The organism is Streptomyces sp. NPDC026575 (assembly GCF_055567415.1).
Genome location: NZ_JBVHQM010000013.1, coordinates 148,263 through 171,117, shown reverse-complemented (window position 1 = coordinate 171,117; position 22,855 = coordinate 148,263). Strand labels below are relative to the sequence as shown.

General features: G+C 70.3%; 16 protein-coding genes and 1 pseudogene. 12 read left to right on the top strand and 5 right to left on the bottom strand.

The genetic code is table 11. From position 1 onward, the window contains the following. Positions 1 to 435 precede the first annotated feature (435 nt). From ACZ4NB_RS19985 to ACZ4NB_RS19970, 4 genes and pseudogenes are all read left to right on the top strand, one after another. Positions 436 to 1,341: pseudogene (locus ACZ4NB_RS19985) on the top strand (chitinase); the annotation flags it as partial. Between the two features lie 24 nt (positions 1,342 to 1,365). Continuing rightward, complete coding sequence (locus tag ACZ4NB_RS19980; protein WP_467663333.1) at positions 1,366 to 3,174, top strand: coagulation factor 5/8 type domain-containing protein; 1,809 nt, start codon at positions 1,366 to 1,368, stop codon at positions 3,172 to 3,174. Between the two features lie 374 nt (positions 3,175 to 3,548). Beyond that, on the top strand, positions 3,549 to 4,907 hold the full coding sequence (locus ACZ4NB_RS19975) for a (2,3-dihydroxybenzoyl)adenylate synthase (protein WP_467663216.1): 1,359 nt from the start codon (positions 3,549 to 3,551) through the stop codon (positions 4,905 to 4,907). 111 nt (positions 4,908 to 5,018) lie between these two features. Continuing rightward, complete coding sequence (locus tag ACZ4NB_RS19970; RefSeq protein ID WP_467663215.1) at positions 5,019 to 6,716, top strand: DUF885 domain-containing protein; 1,698 nt, start codon at positions 5,019 to 5,021, stop codon at positions 6,714 to 6,716. Between the two features lie 87 nt (positions 6,717 to 6,803). Here the strand turns inward: ACZ4NB_RS19970 and ACZ4NB_RS19965 are convergent, their stop codons facing one another. Together ACZ4NB_RS19965 and ACZ4NB_RS19960 are read right to left on the bottom strand one after the other, a co-directional pair. Then, entirely contained in the window at positions 6,804 to 8,030 is a 1,227-nt protein-coding gene (locus ACZ4NB_RS19965) for a PP2C family protein-serine/threonine phosphatase (RefSeq protein ID WP_467663331.1), read from the bottom strand. Between the two features lie 234 nt (positions 8,031 to 8,264). Continuing rightward, positions 8,265 to 9,347 (bottom strand): GlxA family transcriptional regulator, encoded by a 1,083-nt coding sequence (locus ACZ4NB_RS19960; protein WP_467663213.1) that lies wholly within the window; start codon positions 9,345 to 9,347, stop codon positions 8,265 to 8,267. A 147-nt stretch (positions 9,348 to 9,494) separates the two neighbouring features. Here ACZ4NB_RS19960 and ACZ4NB_RS19955 point away from each other — a divergent pair, with 147 nt between their 5' ends. Further along, positions 9,495 to 10,337, top strand: a complete 843-nt coding sequence (locus ACZ4NB_RS19955) for a dienelactone hydrolase family protein (protein ID WP_467663211.1) — start codon at positions 9,495 to 9,497, stop codon at positions 10,335 to 10,337. Positions 10,338 to 10,432: 95 nt separating this feature from the next. Here ACZ4NB_RS19955 and ACZ4NB_RS19950 read toward each other — a convergent pair whose 3' ends face one another. The 3 genes from ACZ4NB_RS19950 to ACZ4NB_RS19940 all read right to left on the bottom strand — a co-directional run bounded on the left by ACZ4NB_RS19950 (position 10,433) and on the right by ACZ4NB_RS19940 (position 12,755). Continuing rightward, a complete protein-coding gene (locus ACZ4NB_RS19950) occupies positions 10,433 to 11,011 on the bottom strand; it encodes a cysteine hydrolase family protein (protein WP_467663209.1) in 579 nt (192 codons plus the stop codon). Between the two features lie 96 nt (positions 11,012 to 11,107). Continuing rightward, entirely contained in the window at positions 11,108 to 12,151 is a 1,044-nt protein-coding gene (locus tag ACZ4NB_RS19945) for a S66 family peptidase (protein WP_467663207.1), read from the bottom strand. Positions 12,152 to 12,317: 166 nt separating this feature from the next. Further along, positions 12,318 to 12,755, bottom strand: coding sequence for a hypothetical protein (locus ACZ4NB_RS19940; protein WP_467663205.1), 438 nt, complete (start codon positions 12,753 to 12,755; stop codon positions 12,318 to 12,320). Positions 12,756 to 12,932: 177 nt separating this feature from the next. Between ACZ4NB_RS19940 and ACZ4NB_RS19935 the strand changes: the two genes are divergently transcribed. The 7 genes from ACZ4NB_RS19935 (at position 12,933) to ACZ4NB_RS19905 (ending at position 22,756) form a co-directional block, all read left to right on the top strand. Further along, positions 12,933 to 13,241 carry a trypco2 family protein gene (locus ACZ4NB_RS19935; RefSeq protein WP_467663203.1) on the top strand — a complete coding sequence of 103 codons (309 nt, stop codon included), beginning with the start codon at positions 12,933 to 12,935 and terminating at the stop codon, positions 13,239 to 13,241. A gap of 16 nt (positions 13,242 to 13,257) precedes the next feature. Beyond that, positions 13,258 to 19,200 (top strand): S1 family peptidase, encoded by a 5,943-nt coding sequence (locus ACZ4NB_RS19930; protein WP_467663202.1) that lies wholly within the window; start codon positions 13,258 to 13,260, stop codon positions 19,198 to 19,200. 134 nt (positions 19,201 to 19,334) lie between these two features. Then, positions 19,335 to 20,051: an HNH endonuclease family protein gene (locus ACZ4NB_RS19925; RefSeq protein ID WP_467663200.1), complete on the top strand. Its 717-nt coding sequence runs from the start codon at positions 19,335 to 19,337 to the stop codon at positions 20,049 to 20,051. Continuing rightward, positions 20,048 to 20,338: a hypothetical protein gene (locus tag ACZ4NB_RS19920; RefSeq protein WP_467663198.1), complete on the top strand. Its 291-nt coding sequence runs from the start codon at positions 20,048 to 20,050 to the stop codon at positions 20,336 to 20,338. Before ACZ4NB_RS19925 ends, ACZ4NB_RS19920 begins: the two co-directional genes overlap by 4 nt. 489 nt (positions 20,339 to 20,827) lie before the next feature. Continuing rightward, positions 20,828 to 21,616, top strand: coding sequence for a GNAT family N-acetyltransferase (locus tag ACZ4NB_RS19915; RefSeq protein WP_467663196.1), 789 nt, complete (start codon positions 20,828 to 20,830; stop codon positions 21,614 to 21,616). 101 nt (positions 21,617 to 21,717) lie between these two features. Continuing rightward, complete coding sequence (locus ACZ4NB_RS19910) at positions 21,718 to 22,251, top strand: GNAT family N-acetyltransferase (RefSeq protein ID WP_467663194.1); 534 nt, start codon at positions 21,718 to 21,720, stop codon at positions 22,249 to 22,251. A gap of 229 nt (positions 22,252 to 22,480) precedes the next feature. Continuing rightward, positions 22,481 to 22,756: a DUF397 domain-containing protein gene (locus ACZ4NB_RS19905; protein ID WP_467663192.1), complete on the top strand. Its 276-nt coding sequence runs from the start codon at positions 22,481 to 22,483 to the stop codon at positions 22,754 to 22,756. The last annotated feature ends 99 nt before the right edge of the window (positions 22,757 to 22,855 follow it).

The following is a 22,855-nucleotide window of genomic DNA, read 5'->3' as shown; positions in this document are numbered from 1 at the left end:
GCGTAGGGGGCCGCTGCCGGCCAGTGCGTTCACTTCTTGAAGTGATGTCAACAGTCTTGACGCCCTTCCTTACGCCGAGTTAACTCAAGCCGTGCAACAGGTCTGGACCAGCCTGAACTGCGCTGGTCCCGACGCCCTACCCGGTCGGCCGAACCGACTGTGCACCGCTTTTCGGAGGGCAACCAGCCATGCCTTGAGCGTCCAGTTCTTCAACGCTCTTTCAGCGCTCCGGTGCACAGGCACTTCTGACGGCAGGGCAGCCGCCCCCGGGCCGCCGCCCGCTCCCCCCACCGCACAGGAGCCCCTATGAGTTCACCAGCACGGCACGGAAGCAGATCGCGGGCACGGCACATACGCGGCGCCCACCGGGGCGCGATCGGCGTGGTCGCCGCTGTGCTCCTCGGCGGCACCACGACCGCGGCGGCCGGCGCCGTACCGTCCGACGGGCCCGAGGCGGCCGATGCGCCGCAGGCCGTGGCCCCGTACCTGTACAACGGCTGGGGCAACCCACCCGATCCCGCGACGGTGATGGACGCCACCGGCGTCACGTGGTTCACGCTGGCCTTCGTCCTCAGCAACGGCACCTGCGATCCGCAGTGGGACGGCAGCCGCCCCCTCGCCGGCGGCGTCGACGCGCGGACCGTGGACGCGATCCGCGCCAAGGGCGGCGACATCGTCCCGTCCTTCGGCGGGGCCAACGGCAACAAGCTGGAACAGAGCTGCCCGGACGCCTCGGCCCTGGCCGGCGCCTACCAGAAGGTGATCGACGCCTACGGCCTGAAGGCCATCGACATCGATATCGAGGGCGACGCCTACGACGACCCCCAGGTGCAGCAGAAGACGATCGACGCGCTGAAGCAGGTGAAGGCCCACAACTCCGGCCTGACGACGTACGTCACGTTCCCCAGCGCCCAGGACGGCCCGGACGACAGCATGATCAAGCGGGCCGCCGGCTCCGATCTGACGGTGGACGGCTGGACGATCATGCCGTTCGACTTCGGGGACGCGGGCGGTCAGGACATGGGCGAGCTGACGAAGAAGGCCGCCGAGGGGCTGAAGAACACGGTCAAGGACGCATACGGCTACAGCGACGACGCGGCCTACCGGCACAGCGGCATCTCGTCGATGAACGGCATCACCGACGCCGACGAGCGGGTCACACCGCAGAACTTCGAGGCCATCCGCGCCTACGCCCAGGAACACCACCTCGCCCGCCTCACCTACTGGTCGGCCAACCGCGACCGCCCGTGCCCCGGCACCTATCCCAACGACGACACCTGCTCCGGCGTGGACCAGGAACCCTGGCAGTTCACCAAGATCTTCGCCGGATACACGGGCTGAGCGGGGGACATCGTGAAGCTGAACATGACCCGCGACGGATCGGGCCGGCCGCGCCATCGCCGGCGCCGCGCCCTGCCCGCCGCTGCCGCCGCCCTCGTCCTCGCGGCCGGCACCGTGGCCCTCCTGTCCCCCCAGAGCGCGAGCGCAGGCCCGGAACACCTCGCACCGCGGAAGCACCTCACGGCAGCGGACGCCCCGGACCTCGGCCCCAACGTCGACATCTTCGACCCGTCGATGCCCAAGGACCAGATCCAGTCCCGGCTCGATGCGGTCTTCAAGGAGCAGGAGAAGAACCAGTTCGGCGCCGAACGGCACGCGCTGCTGTTCAGACCGGGCAAGTACGACGTGGACGCCAACATCGGCTTTTACACACAGATCTCCGGGCTCGGCCGGTCGCCCGACGACACCGACATCAACGGCGATGTGCACGCCGAGGCCGACTGGTTCGGCGACAACGCCACGCAGAACTTCTGGCGCTCCGCCGAGAACCTGGCGGTGACCCCGGCGAACGGCACCGACCGGTGGGCCGTCTCGCAGGCCGCGCCGTTCCGCCGGATGCATGTCAAAGGCAATCTGCAGCTCGATCCGCGGAACCACGGCTGGTCCAGCGGCGGCCTGCTCGCCGACACCAAGGTCGACGGTTCGGTCTCCTCCGGGTCGCAGCAGCAGTACCTCTCCCGCAACACCGAGTGGAGCAGCTGGAACGGCGCCAACTGGAACATGGTGTTCGTCGGAGCGACCCACCCGCCCGCCGGCGACTTCCCCCAGCCGCCGTACACCACGGTGGACAAGACCCCCACGTCCCGGGAGAAGCCGTTCCTCTACGTCGACGACGCGGGCGCGTACAAGGTCTTCGTCCCCGACGTCGCCACCAACACCCAGGGCACCACCTGGTCCGGCGGCGCCCCGAAAGGCACCTCACTGCCGCTGGACGACTTCTTCATCGCCAAGCCCGGCATGACGGCGTCCCAGATCAACGGCGCGCTGAACCAGGGCAAGCACCTGCTGGTCACGCCCGGTGTCTACCACCTGGACGACACGATCAAGGTGACGAAGCCGGATACCGTGGTGCTCGGCCTCGGCCTGGCCACCCTCGTCCCGGACGGCGGAGTCACCGCCCTCTCGGTGGCCGACGTCGACGGAGCGAACATCGCGGGTCTGCTGATCGACGCCGGCCGGGAGAACTCGGCCACGCTGATGGAGATGGGTCCCAAGGGCGCTTCGGGGGACCACTCCGGCAACCCCTCCTCGCTCCACGACGTCTACTTCCGGGTCGGCGGCGCGGGCATGGGCAAGGCGACCAAGAGCCTCGTCGTCAACAGCTCGGACGTCATCGGCGACCACACCTGGATCTGGCGGGCCGACCACGGCGACGGGGTCGGCTGGACGCAGAACACCGCGGACAACGGACTGACCGTCAATGGCGACGACGTCACGATGTACGGCCTTTTCGTCGAGCATTACCAGAAGGACCAGGTGGTCTGGAACGGCAATCACGGCCGGACGTACTTCTTCCAGAACGAGATGCCCTACGACCCACCGGACCAGGCGGCCTGGAGGGACGGCGACACCAAGGGCTACTCCGCGTACAAGGTGGCCGACGACGTCACCGACCACCAGGCGTACGGGCTGGGCAGCTACTGCTACTTCAACGTCAACAAGTCCGTCGCCGCCGACCGGGCCTTCCAGGTACCCCGCACGGACGGCGTGCGGCTCCGCCACATGGTGACGGTCTCGCTCGGCGGTACGGGCACGATCAACCACGTCGTCAACGACCAGGGCGACCCGGCGAACACGGACCACCAGCAGTCCTACATGGTGGACTACCCGTAGCCCGCACGCCCGCTCACCCACCCACTCCTTCCTCCCCACCCCACAGCGAACGGCCGTCGGCTCCCACGGCGGCCGTTCGCGCGTTTCCGCGCCGTCGGCCAGACCAAGACGTTCGCCGCCGCGACCATTCCTCCTGGTCAGCGGCGTGCATTGGACTTTCTGCTGAGGGAATTCAGCGTCCGTGGTGGGGAAAGCGCATTGCACGGAGGGGTGTTGACAGATGGGATTGTCACGGTCGAGACGGCGGGTCGCTCCCCGGCGTCGAGAAGGGGGGACGGTATGTCGAGATCACTGCTGCCCCGCCCCCGTCACGGCGAAGGGAGAACGGAGACCCGCACGGCTTCCGGTTCGGGAACTGGTACAGAAGGAAGCGCATGGCAACAATGCTCGACGGCTGTACACCCTGGCCCGAGGAGTTCGTCGACCGCTACTGGGCGGCCGGGCACTGGCGTGGCCATACGCTGGACAACCTGCTGCGCGGCTGGGCCCTGGAGCACGGACCCCGGACCGCGCTCGTGCACGGCGGCACCCGCCTCACCTACGCGAACCTGAACCGGCGGGTGGACCGCATGGCCGCCGGGTTCCGGCTGCGCGGTCTCAGGCCCGGGCAACGGGTCGTCGTCCAGCTGCCGAACGTTCCCGAGTTCGTGATCACCGTGTTCGCGCTGATGCGCGTCGGCGCGGTCCCCGTGTTCTGCCCGGTCTCGCACCGTGCGGCCGAGGTGTCCCACCTCGTGCGGGTCACCGAGGCGGGTGGCTACGTCGGTCCCTCGACGTACCAGGGCTTCGACCACACGGCGATGGTCGCGGACATCGCGTCCCAAGGGCCCTTCCTGCGGCGGGTGTTCACCTATGAGGCACCGGGCACCTCGTCCCCGTACGGCGGTCTCAGGGTCGACACATCGGGCTGCCACCACTTCCCGCTGGGATCCATCGACGCCCCGCCCGAGCGGGCGCTTGCGCAGAGCGCCGATCAGGTGGCGTTCTTCCTGCTCTCCGGAGGAGCCACCGCAGCGCCCCAGCTCATTCCGCGCACCCACAACGACTACGCCTACCAGGCGCGGGCCGCCGCCGAGCTGGTGTCGCTCACCGAGAACGACGTGTATCTCGCCGCGCTCCCCGCCGAGTCGAACTTCACCTTCGGCTGCCCCGGCATCGTCGGCACCCTCTCCGTCGGCGGCACCGTCGTCCTGGCCGACAGCCCGGAACCCGCCGAATGCTTCCCGGTCATCGGGCGAGAACGGGTCACCGTCACGTCGTTGGTGCCCGCCGTCGCCCAGCTCTGGCTCGACGAACGCCCCATGGTCCAGGCCGACTTGACCAGCCTGCGTCTCGTGCAGATCGGCGGCGCGCCCTTGCGCCGGGCGACCGCCGAACGGATAGGCCCCGAATGGGGCTGTCGCCTGCAGCAGGTCTCCGGCATGGCCGAGGGGCTGCTCACTCTCACCCGGCCCGCCGACCCGGACGAGACCGTGCTCACCACACAGGGCCGTCCCCTCTCGCCCGACGACGAGATCCGCATCGTCGACGCCGACGGCAAGGACGTGCCCGACGGGGAGCCCGGCGAACTGCTCGCCCGCGGGCCGTATACCCCGCGAGGCTATTACCGGGCGCCCGACCACAACGCACGCTCGTTCACCACCGACGGTTACTTCCGCACCGGCGGCCTCGCGCGGCGCACCCCCGACGGCAACATGGTGGTGACCGGCCGGGTCCAGGACGTCCCGCGGTGAGCTGACCACGAAGGTCCGTCCGGCCCCTGACAGGGAGGGGCCGGCGTCCGTCGGCCGAAAGCCGACGGTGGCCGGCTGACGCCGTCGGCAGGGTAGGCCAGCATGGGGGACATGTCCGAGAATGCGAGCACTCCGCGCCGGATCGCCGACGACCACGTCGCGCAGGTCGCCGCCCTCGACCCCCTGACCTCGACCCGACTCGGCCTGCACCCCGAGGACGACCGGCAGCCGGATCTGTCGCCGGAGGGGTTCACGGCGCTCGCCGAAGTGGCCCGGCACACGCTCTTGGCGCTCGATACCAGCGAGCAGAACGCCGAGAAGGACGGCGTGGTGTGGGCGTACGCCGAACGGAACTGCGCCCGCCTGCTGAGGGAACGGCTGACCGCGGAACTCGCCCTGCACGAGGCGGGGGACCACTTCCGCCAGCTGCGCAACGTCGGCTCGCCGCTGCACAAGGTGCGGAGCACCCTCACCCTGATGCCCACCGACTCCGACGAGAACTGGGCGACCGTCGCAGGGCGGCTGCGCAATCTGCCGGACGCGCTGGACGGCTACCGTGCCACCTTGGCCGAGGGCATCGCCCGCGGACTGCTGTGCGCGCCCCGCCAGGCCCGGGCCGTCATCGGGCAGCTCGCGGCCTGGACCGGCCAGGATGCCGACGGCGCAAGCTGGTTCGCCGAGTTCGTGGCCGCCGGTCCGGATCGGCTCAGGCCCGAGCTGGACGCCGCGGCCGACCGGGCGACGACCGCGGTGGCCGGCTTCCGGGACTGGCTGCGCGGCACCTACCTGCCCGCCGCGGACGGCACCCCGGACGCCGTCGGCCGCGAGCGCTACCTGCGCTCGGCACGCTGGGCCATCGGCGCCGGTCTGGAGCCGGCCGAGGCGTATGCGTGGGCCTGGGAGGAGTTCCACCGCACGGTCGCCGAGATGGCGGCCGAGGCCGGCCGGATCCTCCCGAGCGCCACCGTCCGGGAGACCATGGACCACCTGAACCACCACGGCCACGCCATCACCGGCGAGGAGAACATCTGCGCCTGGCTCCAGCAGATCATGGACGAGGCGATCGACGCCCTCGACGGCACCCACTTCGACATCTCCGGCCCGCTCCGCCGGGTCGAGACCAGGATCGCGCCCCCGGGCAGCTCGGGCGCTCCCTACTACAACGGCCCCAGCCTCGACTTCAGCCGCCCCGGACGCGCCTACCTGCCCACTCTGGGCCAACAGACCTTCCCCACCTGGGAGATGGTCAGCACCTGGTACCACGAGGGCGTCCCGGGGCACCACCTGCAGACCGCCCGATGGACCGCCGCCGTCGACCACCTCAGCCGCTACCAGATCACCCTCGGCGCGGTGAGCGCCGACAAGGAAGGCTGGGCCCTGTACGCCGAGCGTCTGATGGACGAACTGGGCTTCCTCACCGAACCGGCCCGCCGCCTCGGCTACCTGGACAAGCAGATGCTCCGGATCATCCGCGTGATCGTCGACATCGGCATGCACCTGGAACTCGCCATCCCCGCCGACTCCGGCTTCCACCCCGGCGAACGCTGGACACCGGACCTCGCCACCGCGTTCATGGCCGCCCACCACGGCAGCGACGCCACCCGCCGCACCAGCGAGATCGACCGCTACCTCGGCTGGCCCGGCCAGGCCATCGGCTACAAGCTGGGGGAGCGCGCCTGGCTCCAGGGCCGCGAGGCCGCACGCCGCCGCCTCGGCACCGGCTTCGACCTGCGGACCTGGCACATGAAGGCGCTCACCCAGGGCTCCCTCGGCCTCGACGATCTGGCCGACAACCTCGCGTCGCTGTGACCGGCCGGGTACGGAGCCGTGGGCGGTGTACCCCGGCGAGGTCACCGCCCTCTCCTGGCGGTGCGGGCTCGGCCGACGTCGAGGTGTTCAGTCCAGAACCGCGAGGTGGTCGACGGCGCCACCGCGCCACTCGATCATGAAGAGGGTGGCGTCGTCGCTGGTGCGCCCGTCCCGTTCCCTCTTCAACGTGTGGGAGAGCCGGCGCAGGTCCGCCCGCATCCCCTCTGACGGCTCATCACCCAAACGGTTGACGCAGTCGATGAGGCGCTCCTCGCCGAATGGTTCCCCTCCGGCGACGTGCTCTTCGATGATGCCGTCGGTGTAGCACAGCACCCGGTCGCCCTGCTGGAGCGTGTGCTCTCGGACCCGGGGCAGTTCACCTCCGAAGCCGACGGGCAGCGTCGTCGCGCTCTCCAGCTGCCGCACGACCTGGCCGTCGCGGATCAGCAGCGGAGCGGGGTGGCCCGCGTTGACCAGCTCCATCTCCCCGGTGGCGATGTTCAGGTGCATCAGCTGCGCGGTGACGAAGTGGTCGGGACCGAACTGCTGGGAGATGGCGTCGTCCATGAACGCGTACTTCTCGGCCAGGCTGATCAACACGCGTCGGGCATGGCGGTAGGCGCCGATGGCGACGGTCGCCATCACGGCGGCATCCAGACCATGGCCCATCGCGTCGATCACGGCCATGTGCAGAATGTTGTCGTTGAGGGCGTAGTCGAAGCTGTCACCGGCGACCCGGTAGGCGGGCTCCAGAATGCCGGCCACCTTGACCTGCGGCAGGGACATCGTCAGCGGCGGCAGCAGGCTCCACTGGATCTCCGCGGACACGCTCATCGGCTCCCTGCGCCGGGCCAGGAAGAACTGATCGGTATAGGCGTTCTTGGTGACCAGCATGTCGGCGACCAGGCCGGCGAGCCGGCGCAGCAGGCGCCGGTCATCGTCGCTCACGGCCTCCAGGGTCAGGGCCAACACGCCCACCTGATCACTACCGTCCAGCAGCGGCAGATACATCCGGACACCGTCGCCGTTCTGCGGCACCTCGATGACCTCCGCCCGCAGGAAGGCCCGGCCGGCGGGGGAGTCGGCAACCGGCTGAGGCTGGCTGACGTGCAGTTTCCTCCCTGGCAGCGGTACCAGCAGCTCCTGCGCGTAGTCCTGGAGCAGGATCGAGACGTCACGGCCGCCGACCCTGGCCAGCTCCTCCGCGATCAGCGGGGCGATCAGCTGCGGTGGCATCTGCTGCGCCCTGTCCAGCAGCAAGCCGAGCAGCCGCTCACCGTAGCCCTCCGGCCGCTCCACGCTCTCCTTGCCCATGGCCGGGTCCGCCACCACCCTCCTGATACCCGCTCCTGTCACTGCCTTGCCACAACGTGACCTGCCACAGCCACTGGCGCTACTCATTACGCCATGCGCGGCATGTCGACCCGCGCTGTATGCGCTGTCGGAACTCCCTCGCAGCGGGCGGGGCCGGCGGGACGCGAAGGTCGAGCGTGTCTTCCGCCAGGCCCATGGCCGCGTAGCCGCGCCCCAGAGCGACCCTCCCGGTGGTCACGGTCCGTCGGCGCCGGTAGCCGGTCTTGCCGAACCCGTACGGTCGCGCGCGACGTCCGGGGCGGACGCCCGGGCCAGGCGGCGGAAGGCGGCCCGGTAGGCGCTCGGGCGGTGGCCGGTGTGGCGGGCGAAGAGGGCGGCGAAAGTGCCGGGGTCCTGGTAGCCGACGGCCGTGGCGACGGCGGCCACGGTGCGGTCGGTGGTCTCCAGAAGATGGCGGGCGCGGCGGACCCGGGAGTCCTGAAGGTGCGCCAGCGGGCTGCGTCCGGTCTCTTCGGCGAAGCGGCGCAGCAGCGTGCGGGTGCTGACCCGGAAGGCGTCCGCGAGCGCGGCGAGGTCGTACCGCTCGGCGAGGTTCTGGTCGAGCCGCCGCATGACCCGCTGGGAGAACTCCCGGCCGGGCTGCGGGAGGAGCCGCGGGTCGACGTACGGGGTCTGGGAGGTCCGCGCGTCGTCGACGAGCGCCAACCGTGCGGTGGTGCGGGCCACTCGGGCGCCGTTGTGTCGGCGGATCAGGTCCAGCGCGAAGTCGTACATGGCGCTGAAGGCGGCCGTGGTCGTCACGCCCGTGTCGGTGACGACCAGGTGCTCGGGCCGTACGTCGGCGTCCGGGCAGCGCCTGGCCAGTTCGCCGGCGTGCAGCCAGGAGGTGGTGGCCCGGCGCCCGTCGAGGAGCCCGGCCTCGGCGAGCAGGAACGCGCCGACGCAGAGGGAGACGACGGCGGTGCCGGTGGCGGCCTGCGCGCGGATCGCGGCGATCTCGGGGGCGAGCGGGGCGAGCCGCGCGTCGAGGTCCGTGGCCGGGAGCAGTTCGAAGCCGGGGACGACAAGGACGTCGACCTCGCGCAGGGGACGCACCTCCAGGCTCGCACCGCCCGAGGCGGTGACCCGGCGGCGGGGCGAGACGACCGACACCCGGTAGCGGGGCGCGTCCGGTCCGGCGACATGCCCGGCCATCGTCAACAGGTCCGGGACGCCGAACACTTCGGACGCGAAGCAGTCCGGGTAGGCCAGGACCCCGACCCGCAGCGCTCCCGGTCCGGCGCCCGGACCCGCACCGACCTCCGCCTGTCGCGCCACCTCCGCCATCGCTCCCGTACCCCTGGTGTCCCCGGCCCCGGTCGCCGACCGCGTACCGCCGGCCTCCCTCGCGTATGGCGAGATTACCCCTGGCCTTGGCGATCTGGCCCCTCACCCGACGGCCGGCCCAGGGACGAGGCTGGCCCCATGAGCGACGACGATCCGATCGACGACCCGATCACCGACTTCACCCGCCGGAGCGTGGCCGTGGAGGGGGTGGAGAAGACGGTGTACGTGGCCGGGGCCGGGCCCGCGGTCGTGGTGCTGCCCGAGATGCCGGGCATCAGTCCCGACGTCCTGCGGCTCGCGCGCTGGGTGAGGGAGGCGGGCTTCACCGTTCACGTGCCCTCCCTGTTCGGGACGGACGGCGCCTTCCCCACGGTCGAGGGCGGCCGGGAGGTGGTCCGCCGGGCCTGTGTCAGCGCGGAGTTCCGCGCCTTCGCCGGGGGCGGCAGCAGTCCGGTGACGGTCTGGCTGCGCGGCCTGGCGCGCCAGGCCCACACCGCGTGCGGTGGGCCGGGGGTGGGCGCGATCGGCCTGTGCTTCACCGGCAACTTCGCCCTCACCATGGCCCTGGAGCCGGCGGTGATCGCCCCGGTGGTCAACCACCCGTCGCTGCCGCTCGACGACCCCGGCGGTCTCGAACTGGACGCGGCGGACGCGCGCGCGGTACGCGACCGGCTCGACCGCGACGGACTCACCGTCCTCGCCTACCGCTTCGAGGGCGACCGCTGGTGCACGGGGCAGCGCTTCGCCGCCTACCGCGCACTGCTCGGTGACGCCTTCGACGGGCGCGTCCTTCCGGACAGCGCCGCCAACCCGGCCCCGCCGCCCTTCTTCGCCGACCTGGTGGGCACGCCGCACAGCGTCGTCACCGCCCATCTTGTCGACGAGGCCGGCCACCCCACGGTCCGCGCCCGTGACGAGATCCTCGCCTTCCTCACCGACCGACTGCACCCGCACGACAACCGGCCGCTGCCCACCGCCTGACCGAGCCCCGCTCCGCCGGACACCGCTCCTTCGCCGCCCCCACCCCACCCTCGCCAGCACCTCCTCCGGCTCAGCCAATGATCGACAAGACGGCCCTAGAGGTAGGGAACTGGCTCTTGAGGCGCGATCGACTTGAGCCAGTCGTCGACGGTGACGACATCCGCCCACTGCGGGAACAGCCGCTCGACGAGTACCCGGTGCACCTCTGGATCGGTGTCCAGACAGGCATCGGGCAGGACGGTGAGGCCGAAGTCCATATCGTTGGCATGGCACAGCGTGGACAGCACCACGGCGCTGGTGGCGATGCCGGTGAGCACGAGGCTGTCGATACCGCGTGCCCTCAGCACCACGTCGAGATCGCTGCCCGAGAACGCACTCGCCCTTCTCTTGGTGACCACCACGTCGCCCGGCCGGGGCGCGACCTCCGGGTGGATCTCGGTGCCTGGAGCGCCCTCGACGAAGAGGCCGGCCTGCGCGATGGCGGCCAGCGGCCTGTTGCGCGTGCCGACTTCCGGGAAGCCGGGACGTAGCGCGATGACCACGTAGATCACGGGGATGTTCGCCGCCCGGGCCCCGTCGATGGCCCTGCGCAGGCGTGGCAGGTATGCGGAGTCGGTGTCGACGAGGTCCACGATGGCCTTTTGGACGTCCATCACGAGGAGGGCGCTGCTCATATCTTCTCCAGGAACGAAGTCAGTTCGTCAGGGGAATGGACTGGAACCATCGCTTGCTTGCGACAGATCTCGACAGGGCGCGTGGTGTGGGCATGGTCAGTACATCACCGTGATACGACGCCCGGGCCCGTCAATTCTGACCGTGCCGCCCATCGGAATCACCATCTGCGGGTCGGTGTGGCCGAGATCGACGTCGAATACCGTCAGCATGTCCGGGGCGTACTCGGAAAGTGCCCGCAGCACCGCCCTGCGCTGGGCGCTCCGGTACTCGGCGCGCTGATCGGCATTGTGGCGATTCTGGAAGGACCATGCCTTGGCGCGTCCCACCAGCAGCCCGGAGAACTGCCGGAGCAGCCCGCGCTCGCCCATGTTGCGCAGGATCCGGTAGACCTGTTCGTCGCGCGGCATCTCCTCCGAGGTCTCCAAGAACAGCACGTGCCCGGCGTACTGATCGACCGGAAGAATTTCCCGGTCGGCCATCATCAGCCAGGACAGGATTTCCAGTTCCCCTCCCCATGCACGCCCCTCAACGACCCGGTCGGCGTTGTGCCATATCCAGGCGCCTGCCGGCTCCATGGCGGGTTCGGCCTCGAACGTCGCCGGGTTCTGCCACAGGCCGTCCTCCGCCCGTGTTTCCTTCGGCTCCGTGAGCTCGAACGGTCCGGAGGTGAACAGCGCGGCGCGCAGCGAGGCCGCAGTCAGCGGGTGCATCGCTCCGGGGCGGCCGAACTCCACCATGACGGTGCCGCCGTGGAAGCCGACGATGCCGCAGTTGACGAGGTGGATTAGCAGGTTCGTGTTGTCGCTGTATCCGAAGAAGGGCTTGGGGTTGGCGCGCAGCAGGTCGCGGTCGAGATGGGGCAGGAGCGTGATCTGATCGTCCCCGCCGATACTCGCGATGACCGCCTTGACTTCCGGGTCGGCGAACGCAGCGTGCACATCGGCCGCGCGCTCCTGTGGGGTGCTGTGCATCTTCCGGGTCGCCGGGTATTCCACGACGTTCAGGCCGAAGTCCTCGCGCAGCCGCCGCAATCCCATTTCGAAGGGCAGCGGCAGGATCCCGGCGAGTCCGCTGGAGGGCGAGATGACCGCGACCGTGTCACCTGGTTCGGGCTTCGCGGGATAGAGCGGTGCTGTCATGGCGTGACAGTACAGAATTGGCCCACGGAGCGTCCCCTCGTCCGCGACCCCGACGGTACATCCTCGGCATCTTCGCCCCAACGTCCCGAACCTCACGCGACGGCACGACGAGAGCAACTGACCCCCTGAAATCCCTGGGTAGCATCAGCTGAGCGGTGCCGCCACGTCATTTCTGGCCCTGCCCAGCCGAGTTCACCGAATCACCACTTCTTGCAGGCAACCCCCATGCCCGACGCCATGGCGAGGTAGGCGTTGCGGCCCCGACGGCCTTGATCAGAATGTCGCGGGCCCTGCCGACCATGAGCAGTTTGAGCAGCTTTCCCAGGTAGCGGACGGCGACCAGGATCAGCGCGGCGCCGATCACGATGGTGAACAGCGGACCGAGTGTGCTGCTGACGTGCGAGGTCGCGTGGATCACTCCGTGTTCCACCGGTCTGGTGGCCCCCCGGATGAAGTTGAAGTGGGCCGGGTTCGGCAGCCAGTCCGTGCCGTACAGCGCATGGGCCAACGTCCCGCTGATGTGTTGCAGCGGATGCCAGATCAGCTCGATCGGGGCGGCGAACTGGGCCGGCACGACCGTGAGGTGGTCGGCGAGGACCGGCAACGTCAGGAGGCATGTTCGGCACGTAGGTGCAGTGGCCGTGCCTGTCGAGCGCAAGCCGAACCTGTGACTCCGCTCCACCGCCTGGGCGGCCAGGTTTGTTGCCAGGTCCCGCATCGACCACCTCGTAAGCTGTGGTGCAGGCCGCGTACGGCGGCAGGGAATGGGGGGACATCGTCGATGAGCGTGGAAATCGGGCTTGCGGATGCGATACGGGCGCTCCGTCAGGAGTTGGCGCACGCGATGGCGGACGGGCAGGGGCAGCCTGTGCGGCTGCACGTGGAATCCGTCGATCTGGAGATGCAGGTATCGGTGAGCGCGACGGCCGAGGCCGCCGGTGGGGTCAGGTTCTGGGTCGTCTCAGGCGACGCCAAAGCCTCGGGCAGCACCACCGTCGCTCATACCGTCAAGCTACAGCTGAAGGCCGAGACTGCCGACGGGCAGCGCGTTCTCACCGCGGATCCGGACCGGTTGCCGCTGACCGACTGAGCCTGGGTGGTGGGATATGGCGAACTATCGTGGCCGGGTGCTGCAAGTCGTCGGTCATGGAACCGAGCCCGGCAGCAGGCACTTCGTCGCGACCGGCTTCCTGCTCACCGGTGATCTGGCGATCACGGCACGGCACGCCGTCGACCAGCGGGGAACGTACGAGGTGCGGCAGCATGCCCGGCCCGGCCAAACGGTGCCGCCCGCGCCCCTCAGGGTCCAGTTCGTTCTGCCGCATCGCGATCGCGATGTGGCCCTGCTGGTACTTGACGCCGAACCCGACGCGGTGCCGCCCATGCGCTTCGCCCGGCTGCCCGAGGCGGTGGGCGCCATCGGCTTCCACGCCGTGGGTTTCCCGCGGTTCGCCGTGGAGGAGGGGCATATGAGCAGCCGTCAGATCGACGGCACGATCCAGCTCGGCTCCGACCGTCTCGGCCACCGGCTGGAGCTGGCGATCAGCAGTCCGGAACCGGAGTCCCCAGGACGAGGTCCGGACGGCAGACGGCGTTCGCCCTGGGCCGGCTACTCAGGAGCCGGCATCGTGACCGTCGAGGGCGGGCTGCTCGCGGGTGTCTTCAGCAGCCACCATCTGCCCGGCGGAGGACGGAGTGTGTCCGCAGTCGATCTGTGCGACCTCGCCGATCCCGCGTTCTTACGGCAGTTGAAGCGGCACGGCATCGATGCCGAACCGGTGGAGGTCCCGCTTCCCGGGCAGCCGAGCGGTCCCCTGCTGAGCAGCATCCTGCCGCACGACCACGTCCTGGAACGGCTTGCCGCCCGGCCGAGCCACTCGTACCTCCTCGACCGGGCGCTCGACTTCGTCAGCCCCGGGCCTCACCACGAAGCCGAGCCGAAGCGGCTCCTGGCCTCACTCGCCGACCCCGGCACGCCGGATGTCCTGCTGGTCGGGGCGGCCGGGACCGGAAAGACCCGGACCGCCTTCACAGTTGCCGGGCTCGCCCAGGAAGCGGGCTGGCGGGTGCTGCACGCACGGCCCGACGGCTCTCTCACCGCAGAGGACCTCGCCCATGCCGTCCTCGGACGGGAGCATCGCCGGGTTCTGTTCGTCCTGGACTACCTGGATACCTACACCCGGCTGGATCTGCGGAAGGTCGCGAGCGAACTGAAGCCCGAGGCGCGTCGCCAGGGCATCACGCTGGCCTTCATCGGCTCGATCCGGCCCGGCGCCCGAGCCGCGGTGCACCATCGCAACGCCCTTGACCTCTTCCGCGAGGTGCCGTTGCGCGACGACGCGGACCACTGGGCAGCGGTGGTCGGCCGCATCCTGCACACCGTCGCGCCACGGGCCCTACGGCGCTGGGGCCCCTCGGACCTCATGGAAGCCTGCGGACAGCGGCCGGCCATGGCACTGCTGATCGCGATGGGCATAGAGCAGCGATTGAACACCGGCACCATGAAGGCCCCAGAACTACCGAGGCTGCGCAGCGGTCAGCTGCTGCCCTGGCTGGATCTGCGGCTGCGGGAGGACGGCCTGCTGCCGCCGGCGCCCGACGGACCACGCAGCCCTTTTCAGATGGCCGAGCCCGATACCGTCCAGCTGGCGTGCACCGTGGCCATGGCCGTCTGCCCACAGCCGCGTGCCGACGTGGAAGCCGCGGTCGGTGCCCTGCTCGCGGCGCGGCCCGACGGGGAGCAGTGGAGCACCGGCGCGATTCTCGGGCCGCTGCTCTCCCTGGGCTGGTTGCAGGACGCCGAGGGACAGCTGGAGGCCCTGCACGACGTCGTCACGGACACCCTTCTGCACGGGGCGCTGCTGCCGCAGCCCGGCCTGACCCTCCACGAGGGGGCGGCCGACGCCGTGTTCGGCGCGGTGCGGAGTGGCCCTGTGGCGTTCGACCGGTTCGTCGGCCATCTGCGGCGGCTGGTCGCGGATCTCGACCTGAACGGCAGCGGCGGAGGCTTCGTGGCCGCCTTCTGCGAACGCTGGCTCGCGGATCAGGCCGCCGTGATCGGTGAACTCCTCGACGCAGCAGGCGAGGAGGGCGGACAGCCGCTGCTCGGCATGGTTTCCGGCCGGCCTTGGGCGGATGCGGTCACGAGGCACTGGGAGACCGTCGCCGCACCATGGCTCGCGGGAGGCGCGACGGAGAAGAGCGCGCGCATCTTCCTCACCGGAGCTCTGACCGTCTGCCCGCCGGCCGCCGCCGACCGGATCGTCACCGAGGCCCTGTCCTGGCTCGGACCGCGCCATCACCGGGCGGACGCCGACTACGTCATCTCCGCGCTGCTCACGCATCCCGGCCTCACCGAGGCGCAGTGCCGGCAGACCGTGTCCTACGCCGTCGACTGGCTCGACAGCCGCGGCCGGCAGGCCGACGCGTCCTTTCTCCTCAAGGCGTTGCTGCTTCGCGAACTGCCGCCGGACCAGGGCGAAGCGGCGATCCGGTACGCGCTGAAGTGGCTCCATATGCACACCTCGCAGCGGTCCAGCTTCGTCCTTCCCGCGCTGATCGAGCGCTGCGAACACGGAACCCCGGAGCTGAGAGCCGCCGTGAGCTGTGCCCTCGGCTGGTGCGTCGACCATTCCACCCTGCCTGAGGCGACGTTCGTCCTCGTGCCCCTGCTCAAGCAGGAACTCACCCGTCACGAGTACGAGCGTGCGGTCGGCTTCGCCCTGGAGTGGCTCTCCGAACACGGCGGCCGCGACGAAGCCCGACACCTGCTGCGCCGGCTCGTTAGTGCCCCGGACCTGCCGGAGTGGCAGGTCCCCGCCGTCATCGCCCACGTCCTCCGCTGGCTCGGGGCGCGGGAGGGCTCGGCGGATGCGTGCCACCTCCTGGCTGCTCTCCTGCGCCGCAGGGCCCTGCGCCCGTTCGTGGCGCGGGACGCCGTACGACGCGCCATGGCCTGGCTGGACCCGGGCGCGTACTCGACGGGCCCGTTGCTGGGCTCCTTGCTCCAGCGGCAGGATCTGACCCACCTGGAACTGCGGGCGGTGGTGGACCGCTCCCTGGAGTGGCTCAAGACCTGCCCGGACGGCGCCTCGGCCGTGTTCGTGATCTCCCTGCTGCTGAACCACCGGAACCTGACCCCTGTGGAACGACAGCGCGCAGGGCAGGCCGCCACAGCGTGGCTGACGGCCCACGCCGCCGATCCACACGCGCACACCGTGCTCAGGCCGCTGCTGCGCCAAAAGAGCCTCACCGACGAGCAGTGGCGGCAGACCACAGGGGCGGCGTGGGACTGGGTGCACCAGCAGCCCACCGCGCTCGGAACCCCGCAGGTCATCTCGGCGCTGGTCGACAGCGGGGAACTCACCTCGGAGCAGACCGTAGACGTCACCCGGCAAGCGCTGCTGCGGATCGAGGCCTGGCCCGACGATCTCAAGGCCGCCGCCGCATTGCACGCGATCCTGCGCGGGGCCCATGTCCGGGACGCCACCGCCTGCCTGTGGACGTGGCTCGAACGCAACCCCGATACACCGGCCGCCTGGTCGGTGCTGGGGCTTCTGCTGAAACGGGGCGGGCCGGACGGCAGGGAGCCCGTCCTCATCGACAACGCCCTGGGCTGGCTGGCCCGACATGGCGAGGCGTTCCACGCGGGCGTGGTGCTGCGTGCGCTGCTGGAACACCCGGAGCTGACGGACGAGCAGGGCGTCATGGCCGACGGACGCGCCGTGCGGTGGCTGCGGCGCAATGCGGCGCGGAACGAGAAGCTGACGACAAGGCTCATAGGGGCACTGCTCAATAACGACAGATGGCAGGGTGACTGTGCCGCCCGCACCATGGCCTCGGCCTGGCGCGCCGCCCAACCCCCGGACCAGGAACCGGAGTTCAGCCTCTGGCCACTTCTGGACCGCGACGAGCTCAGCAGGGACCAGTCCCAGGCCCTCGTCGGCTGCGCGATCGAATTCTGCCGGGACCCCGCGGCTCCCTCGCGAGCCGTCGCCGCCCTGACGCGAGCCCTCCTCAAACCACTCGACATCACGGACGCCCAGGCCCGGGACGTCAGCGCCCTGGCCATGGAGCGGCTCGGGGAGCGTCCCGACGGCGGGCTGATGCCGGTACTGCTGGAATACCCCCGGCTTCCGCCGGATCAGGTCCCACCGTTGGCTGACGCCGTGATGGACTGGCTCGCCGAGGGCGAGCCGAAACCCCAGGCGGGCCGAGTGCTGCTCGCGCTGCTCGAACGCGACGGCATCGACGACGGCCGGGTGCGACGTGCCGTCGGCTGTGCGGTGGAGTGGCTGGGAGGCGTCGGTGCGGTCGGCGGCTCGGGCCTGGTGCTGAGAGCACTGCTCAAGAGACCCCAACTCGGCGGCGATCAGCTGCGCTTCATCACGGAAGGGCTGCTGTGCCGACTGGCCGGCGACCAGTCTGACCGTGACTCCGTGCTGGGTCTGCGCGCGGTGCTCAGATCCGACCGTTCGCCGGAAGTGTGGGAACCGGTTCTGGATTGGCTCGACGCGCATCACGACACCGTGGCCACGAGTGTGGTCCTGGAGTGCCTGCTGGGACGGGCCGACCTCACGTCGGACAACCGCGTACGGTTCAACGAGCAGGCTCTGGCCTGGGGCGCGTCGTATCCGGAGAGCCACGCACTGCTGTACGTCCTCAGAGGGCTCCTGGCGCAGAAGGACCTGCCCGACGACCAGGCACGCGCCGCAGTGACGATGGCGCTGCACTGGCTCGGCACCCGGACCGACGCCGTGCGGATCGCCGCGGGGAGCCACCACGACGGGAAGTTCCAGCTGCTGAGGGCCGTTCTGCAACGGATACCGGACGGTGCGTCACCTCGCGGGGCGATCACTCTCGCCCTTGACTTCATCCAGCAGGCCCGGCACAGCGACAGCGCGGGCCTGCCGCTGCACCATCTGCTCACCCGCCAGGACTTGGCGGCGGAACAGGGGCAGCGCCTCACCGAACTGGCGCTCTCGTGGCTGGAAAGCCACGAGCGGGCTCCCGCCACGCAGGCGGTGCTGACCCAACTGCTCCGACGTCCGGGACTCTCTCCCGGGAACGCCGACTGGCTGATCGGGTTCGCCCTGAGCTGGCACCGGCTCAACCCGCGCGCGAAGTCGGGACATGTGGTGCTGAGCGCCCTCCTCGCCGGCGATGCCCGCACGCCGGACGCGACGGAGAAGATTCTGGAGGCCGTATGGGAGTGGCTGGCAGAGGACCATGGCTCCAAGAGGATGAGCACGCTGCTGGCGACATTGCTCTCCTGCGACGACCTCCCGGCCCTGGCAAGGGCCCGCTCCATTGCGGCGGCGGAGGACTGGCTGCGGGACCAGGATGAGGATCGGGACGGCCCGGCCGAGGAGGTGCGCGTGCTGCTGCGGGAGCGCGGCGGCAGCCATCTCGCTGCACTGGCGGCCGATGCGCTGTCCGAGGACGGTCATTCCGAAGAAAGCGGGCGGGTACTGCGATCGCTTCTCAGCCGCTCGGACCTGCCTGCGGCCGTAGCGGACCGGCTGGTGGCCCAGGCGGTGGACTGGTTCGACGCCGTGCCCGCCGCGCCCACTCTCCACCGCCGGATACTGCACGAGATCCTGCGGCGGCCAGAGGTCACCGGAGAACAGATCCAGCGGCTCATCGACCGTGTACTGCACCGCTTCGAGGAGACCCCGCCGAGCCTCAAGGCGAACCGGTCCATGATCAGGTCCCTGCTGAGTGACGACTACTCCTTCCCGGGACGGACCTCCCCTGCCGTGGCTCACGTCCTGCGATGGCTGGAGCGCAGCCCTTCGTCGCCCGGTGTACCCGTGGTGCTGCGAACGCTCGCCCGGCGAGGTGATCTCCCGACCGCCCAGGCCCGGACCGTCGCCGACCACACGCTGGCCTGGCTCCGCACCGCACCTCCTGAAGACCCGAACCGTTCCGACCTCGCCGAGTCGCTCTCCGGCCTGGATCTGACAGCCGCGCAGCAGGCTCACGCGGCCCGCCTCCGGGAGAGACCGGCGATCGACGAGGACTCCGACGCGTCGGGCACTCCGCTGTGAACCGACGCCCCGTGGGCCGCGGGGACGGACCGGCGCAGAAGTCCGGTGTGTCGGGAGGGGCGACGGCGGGGGTGGTGGCCGTGGTGGCGGCTGGCTAGGCTGCACGGGTGCCGGATGAGGGGAATGCGCAGGTCATGGTGCGTCAGCGGAATGCTTGGGGACTGGGTTTGGCGGCCCTGGCCGTGCTCGCCGTGGCCGGCTGCTCGCCTGTCGACAAGGGAGCGTCACCTGCGGCGACGGACGCGAAGCCGTCCGCATCGGCCGGAGCCGGTGGCGGCCAGGCGGCCGACACCACGAAGCTGCCGGGCGTGCCGACCGTCGAGCAGGCGCGTAGGGAGCTGCTCGGGCTGGAGGTGGCCGCACACGGACCGATGTCCGGCTACAGCCGTGAGAAGTTCCCCCACTGGGCCTCACAGGGCGAGAGGTGCAACACCCGGGAGACGGTGCTGGTGCGCGACGGCACGGGCGTGCGGCGCGACGACGAGTGCCGGGCGGTATCCGGGAAGTGGGTGAGCGTGTACGACGACAAGACGTTCACGGACGCCTCGGACCTGGACATCGACCACATGGTGCCGCTGGCCAATGCCTGGCGCTCCGGAGCCCGCAGTTGGACTCAGGACAAGCGCAAGGACTTCGCCAACGACCTGACGCATCCGCAGCTGCTCGTGGTGTCGGCGGCTGCCAACCGCTCCAAGGGGGACCAGGGGCCCGAGGAATGGCAGCCGCCGTCCAAGACGTACTGGTGCACCTACGGGCGCGCCTGGACCTCGATCAAGTCGACGTACGACCTGTCGGTCACCAAGGCGGAGAAGGAAAAGCTGACCGAGATGCTGGACACCTGCACCCCATGACCGGTCACGACAGCCGGCCGGAGCCCCAGCGGCTGGAGAACGACGTGGTCGCGGGTCCCGGAGGCGCGATGACCGACGAAGTCGGTGTCATCACCGGCGGCCTCACCGTCGCCACCACCGCCTTGTCCGGCGGGCGCGCCGGCATCGCGGTCCAGTACACCGGTGCCGAGGAGTGGTACACCCTGGCCGGTAGCCCCGCCCCGCTGCCCCGCGACGGACTGGCCGCTCTGCACGCCGATGTGCTGCATCGCGTCCGACGAGGAGGCGGAGCCGAAGCTCCCCGCTGACACGCGCCCGGGCGCACGGCAGCCGGGGGCCGCAGGATCGGCCGGATCCAGTGCCAGGTCCGCGCCAAGCCCGAGAGCCCGGGTGCGGGCAGCGGGGCGAGGTGCGAAGCCGACGATCGGCGCCGCGCCCGCGGCACGGGCGATCTGCACCGCGTGCGTGCCGAGCCCGCCCAGTCCCCAGAGGCCGACGCTCTCGCCGGCTCGCAGGCGGCCGTCCCCCGGAGGGCGGCGCCGTCGCCACCCTGCGCCTGCCGACCTGACCACCCGGCGCCCAACCCCTACAGAACTGCTACGAAGCGGCGAAACGTTCAGCGGTCAGGGGCGGGCTGGGAGAAGTTCTCCGACGGACCAGGACCTCCGGGTAGCACCTGGCCCCGCCGGTGACCTCGCGGGGCCCTCGGAGGCCCAGGACCGCAGCACGGGTAGGGGCCAGGCCCGTTCCGATCACTTTCCATTGCCGTTAGCGCCTGGTGATGGTGGAGTGAGCGGATGGATCAGGACACAGTGCTGGCGATCTTCGATCGTGAGCTGAGGCAGGGCATCCGGGCCGATGGGCCCGGAGCCCGGGTCGACCGGGTGGGCGGCGTCGTACGCCACGTCGGCGCGGACGCCGAGGGCTGGAACGGGATCGTCTGGTCGGATCTGGACGACAGCACGGCCGACGTCGCGATCGCGGACCAGGTGGAGTACTTCACCTCGCTCGGGCGCGGGTTCGAGTGGAAGCTGTACGGGTATGACCGGCCGGCCGACCTGCCCGGTCGGCTGCGGGCAGCGGGTTTTGTACCCGAGCCCGAGGAGACTGTGATGGTCGCCGACATCGGAGACCTGCCCACGAGCGTCGAGGTGCCGGAGGGCGTTCGTCTGCTCCCGGTGACCGATGCTGCCGGGGTCGAGCTGGCGGTGTCCGCTCAGGAGCGGGCGTTCGGCGAGGCGCGGCCGCACCACCGGCAGTTGCTGCTCGGTCAGCTGGCCGCGGGAATGCCTCCCGCGGTCGTCGCCATGGCCGGTGACGTGCCGGTGAGCGCGGCTCGGATGGAGCTGCACCCGGGGACGTCCTTCGCGAGCCTGTGGGGCGGGGGCACCGTGCCGGAGTGGCGCGGCCGTGGCGTCTACCGGGCCCTGGTCGCCTTCCGCACCCGCATCGCCGTCGAACGCGGCTACCGCTACCTTCAGGTCGACGCGTCCGACCAGAGCCGTCCGATCCTGCGGCGGCTCGGGTTCGTACCGCTTGCCATCACGACCCCGTACGTATATGCGTTCTGCCCGGCGCGGGCCTGAGGGGACCCGTCGGATACGCCGTAATGTCACGGGGCCCGGGAGCGGCGGCACGGCGAGTGCCGATTACCGATGAGGCTCTGGCCTTCGGCAAAATGGGTGCCATGACCGAGATCCGCACCCCCCGCCTCCTGCTCCGTCGCTGGCATGACGACGACCTTGCGCCTATGGCCGACATCAACGCGGACCCCCGGGTCATGCGCTGGATCGACGACGGCTCGGTGCGCGACCTGGACCACACGGCAGAGGCCATCGAGCGGTGGGAGGAGGAGTGGGACGAGGAGGGCTTCGGCCTCTTCGCCGTCGAACTGCTGGCCTCGGGTGAACTGGCCGGTTTCACCGGGCTGTCCGTACCCGAGTTCCTGCCCGAGCTCGGGTCCGCGGTGGCGATCAGCTGGCGGCTCGGCTCACAGTTCTGGGGTCAGGGATACGGGTCCGAAGCCGCCCAGGCCACGCTGGAGTTCGCGCTCCAGGACCGTGGCCTCGACCGCGTCATCAGCATCAACCGGGTGGGTGACGATGCCTCCGAGAACGTCATCCGCAAGCTCGGCATGGTGCTGGAGCGGGAGACGGTCCACCCGGTGTACGGCCTTCCGCTGCGCGTTCACACCATTGACCTCACCGAATACCAGGCGTGAACAGCCCAGCCATCGGATCATCACGAGACTGCCGATCGCGGGCACGCGCTCGACTATCGGGCGGGCCGGCGGGGAGACCGGTGGCTCGTAGCCTGTGGTCTGATCCAGGTGCGGTGTGCCGGCGAAACGGCCGTCTGGCCATCGTTCGTCACCGCCGTCAAGATGAATGGTCGGTGCTCAAACCGAGCACCCCATGGGAGCTCACCACGCGGAAGTTGGAGGCAATGCCATGCGTTCCACCGACCTGAGCACTGTCACTTGGCGCAAGTCCAGCTACAGCACCGGCGATGGTGCCTGCATCGAGGTCTCCGACGACCTCCTGGCTACCGCCGCCTGGCGCACATCCAGTTACAGCCTCGCCAACGGGGACTGCGTCGAGGTCGCCGACAGCATCCCCGACCTCGTCCCCGTCCGTGACAGCAAGGACCCGCACGGCCCCGTCCTGGTCTTCCCCGCGTCCTCTTGGGCGTCGTTCGTGGACTTCGCCAAGGTCCAGGGCCTGTAAGGCAACCAGCGGCCGGTACAAGCCCCGTCACTTCCGAGGAGCGGCGGGGCTTTGCCCACGAGCTGGACCTCCGCCGGTTCGGGCAGCGATCGCCCGGTC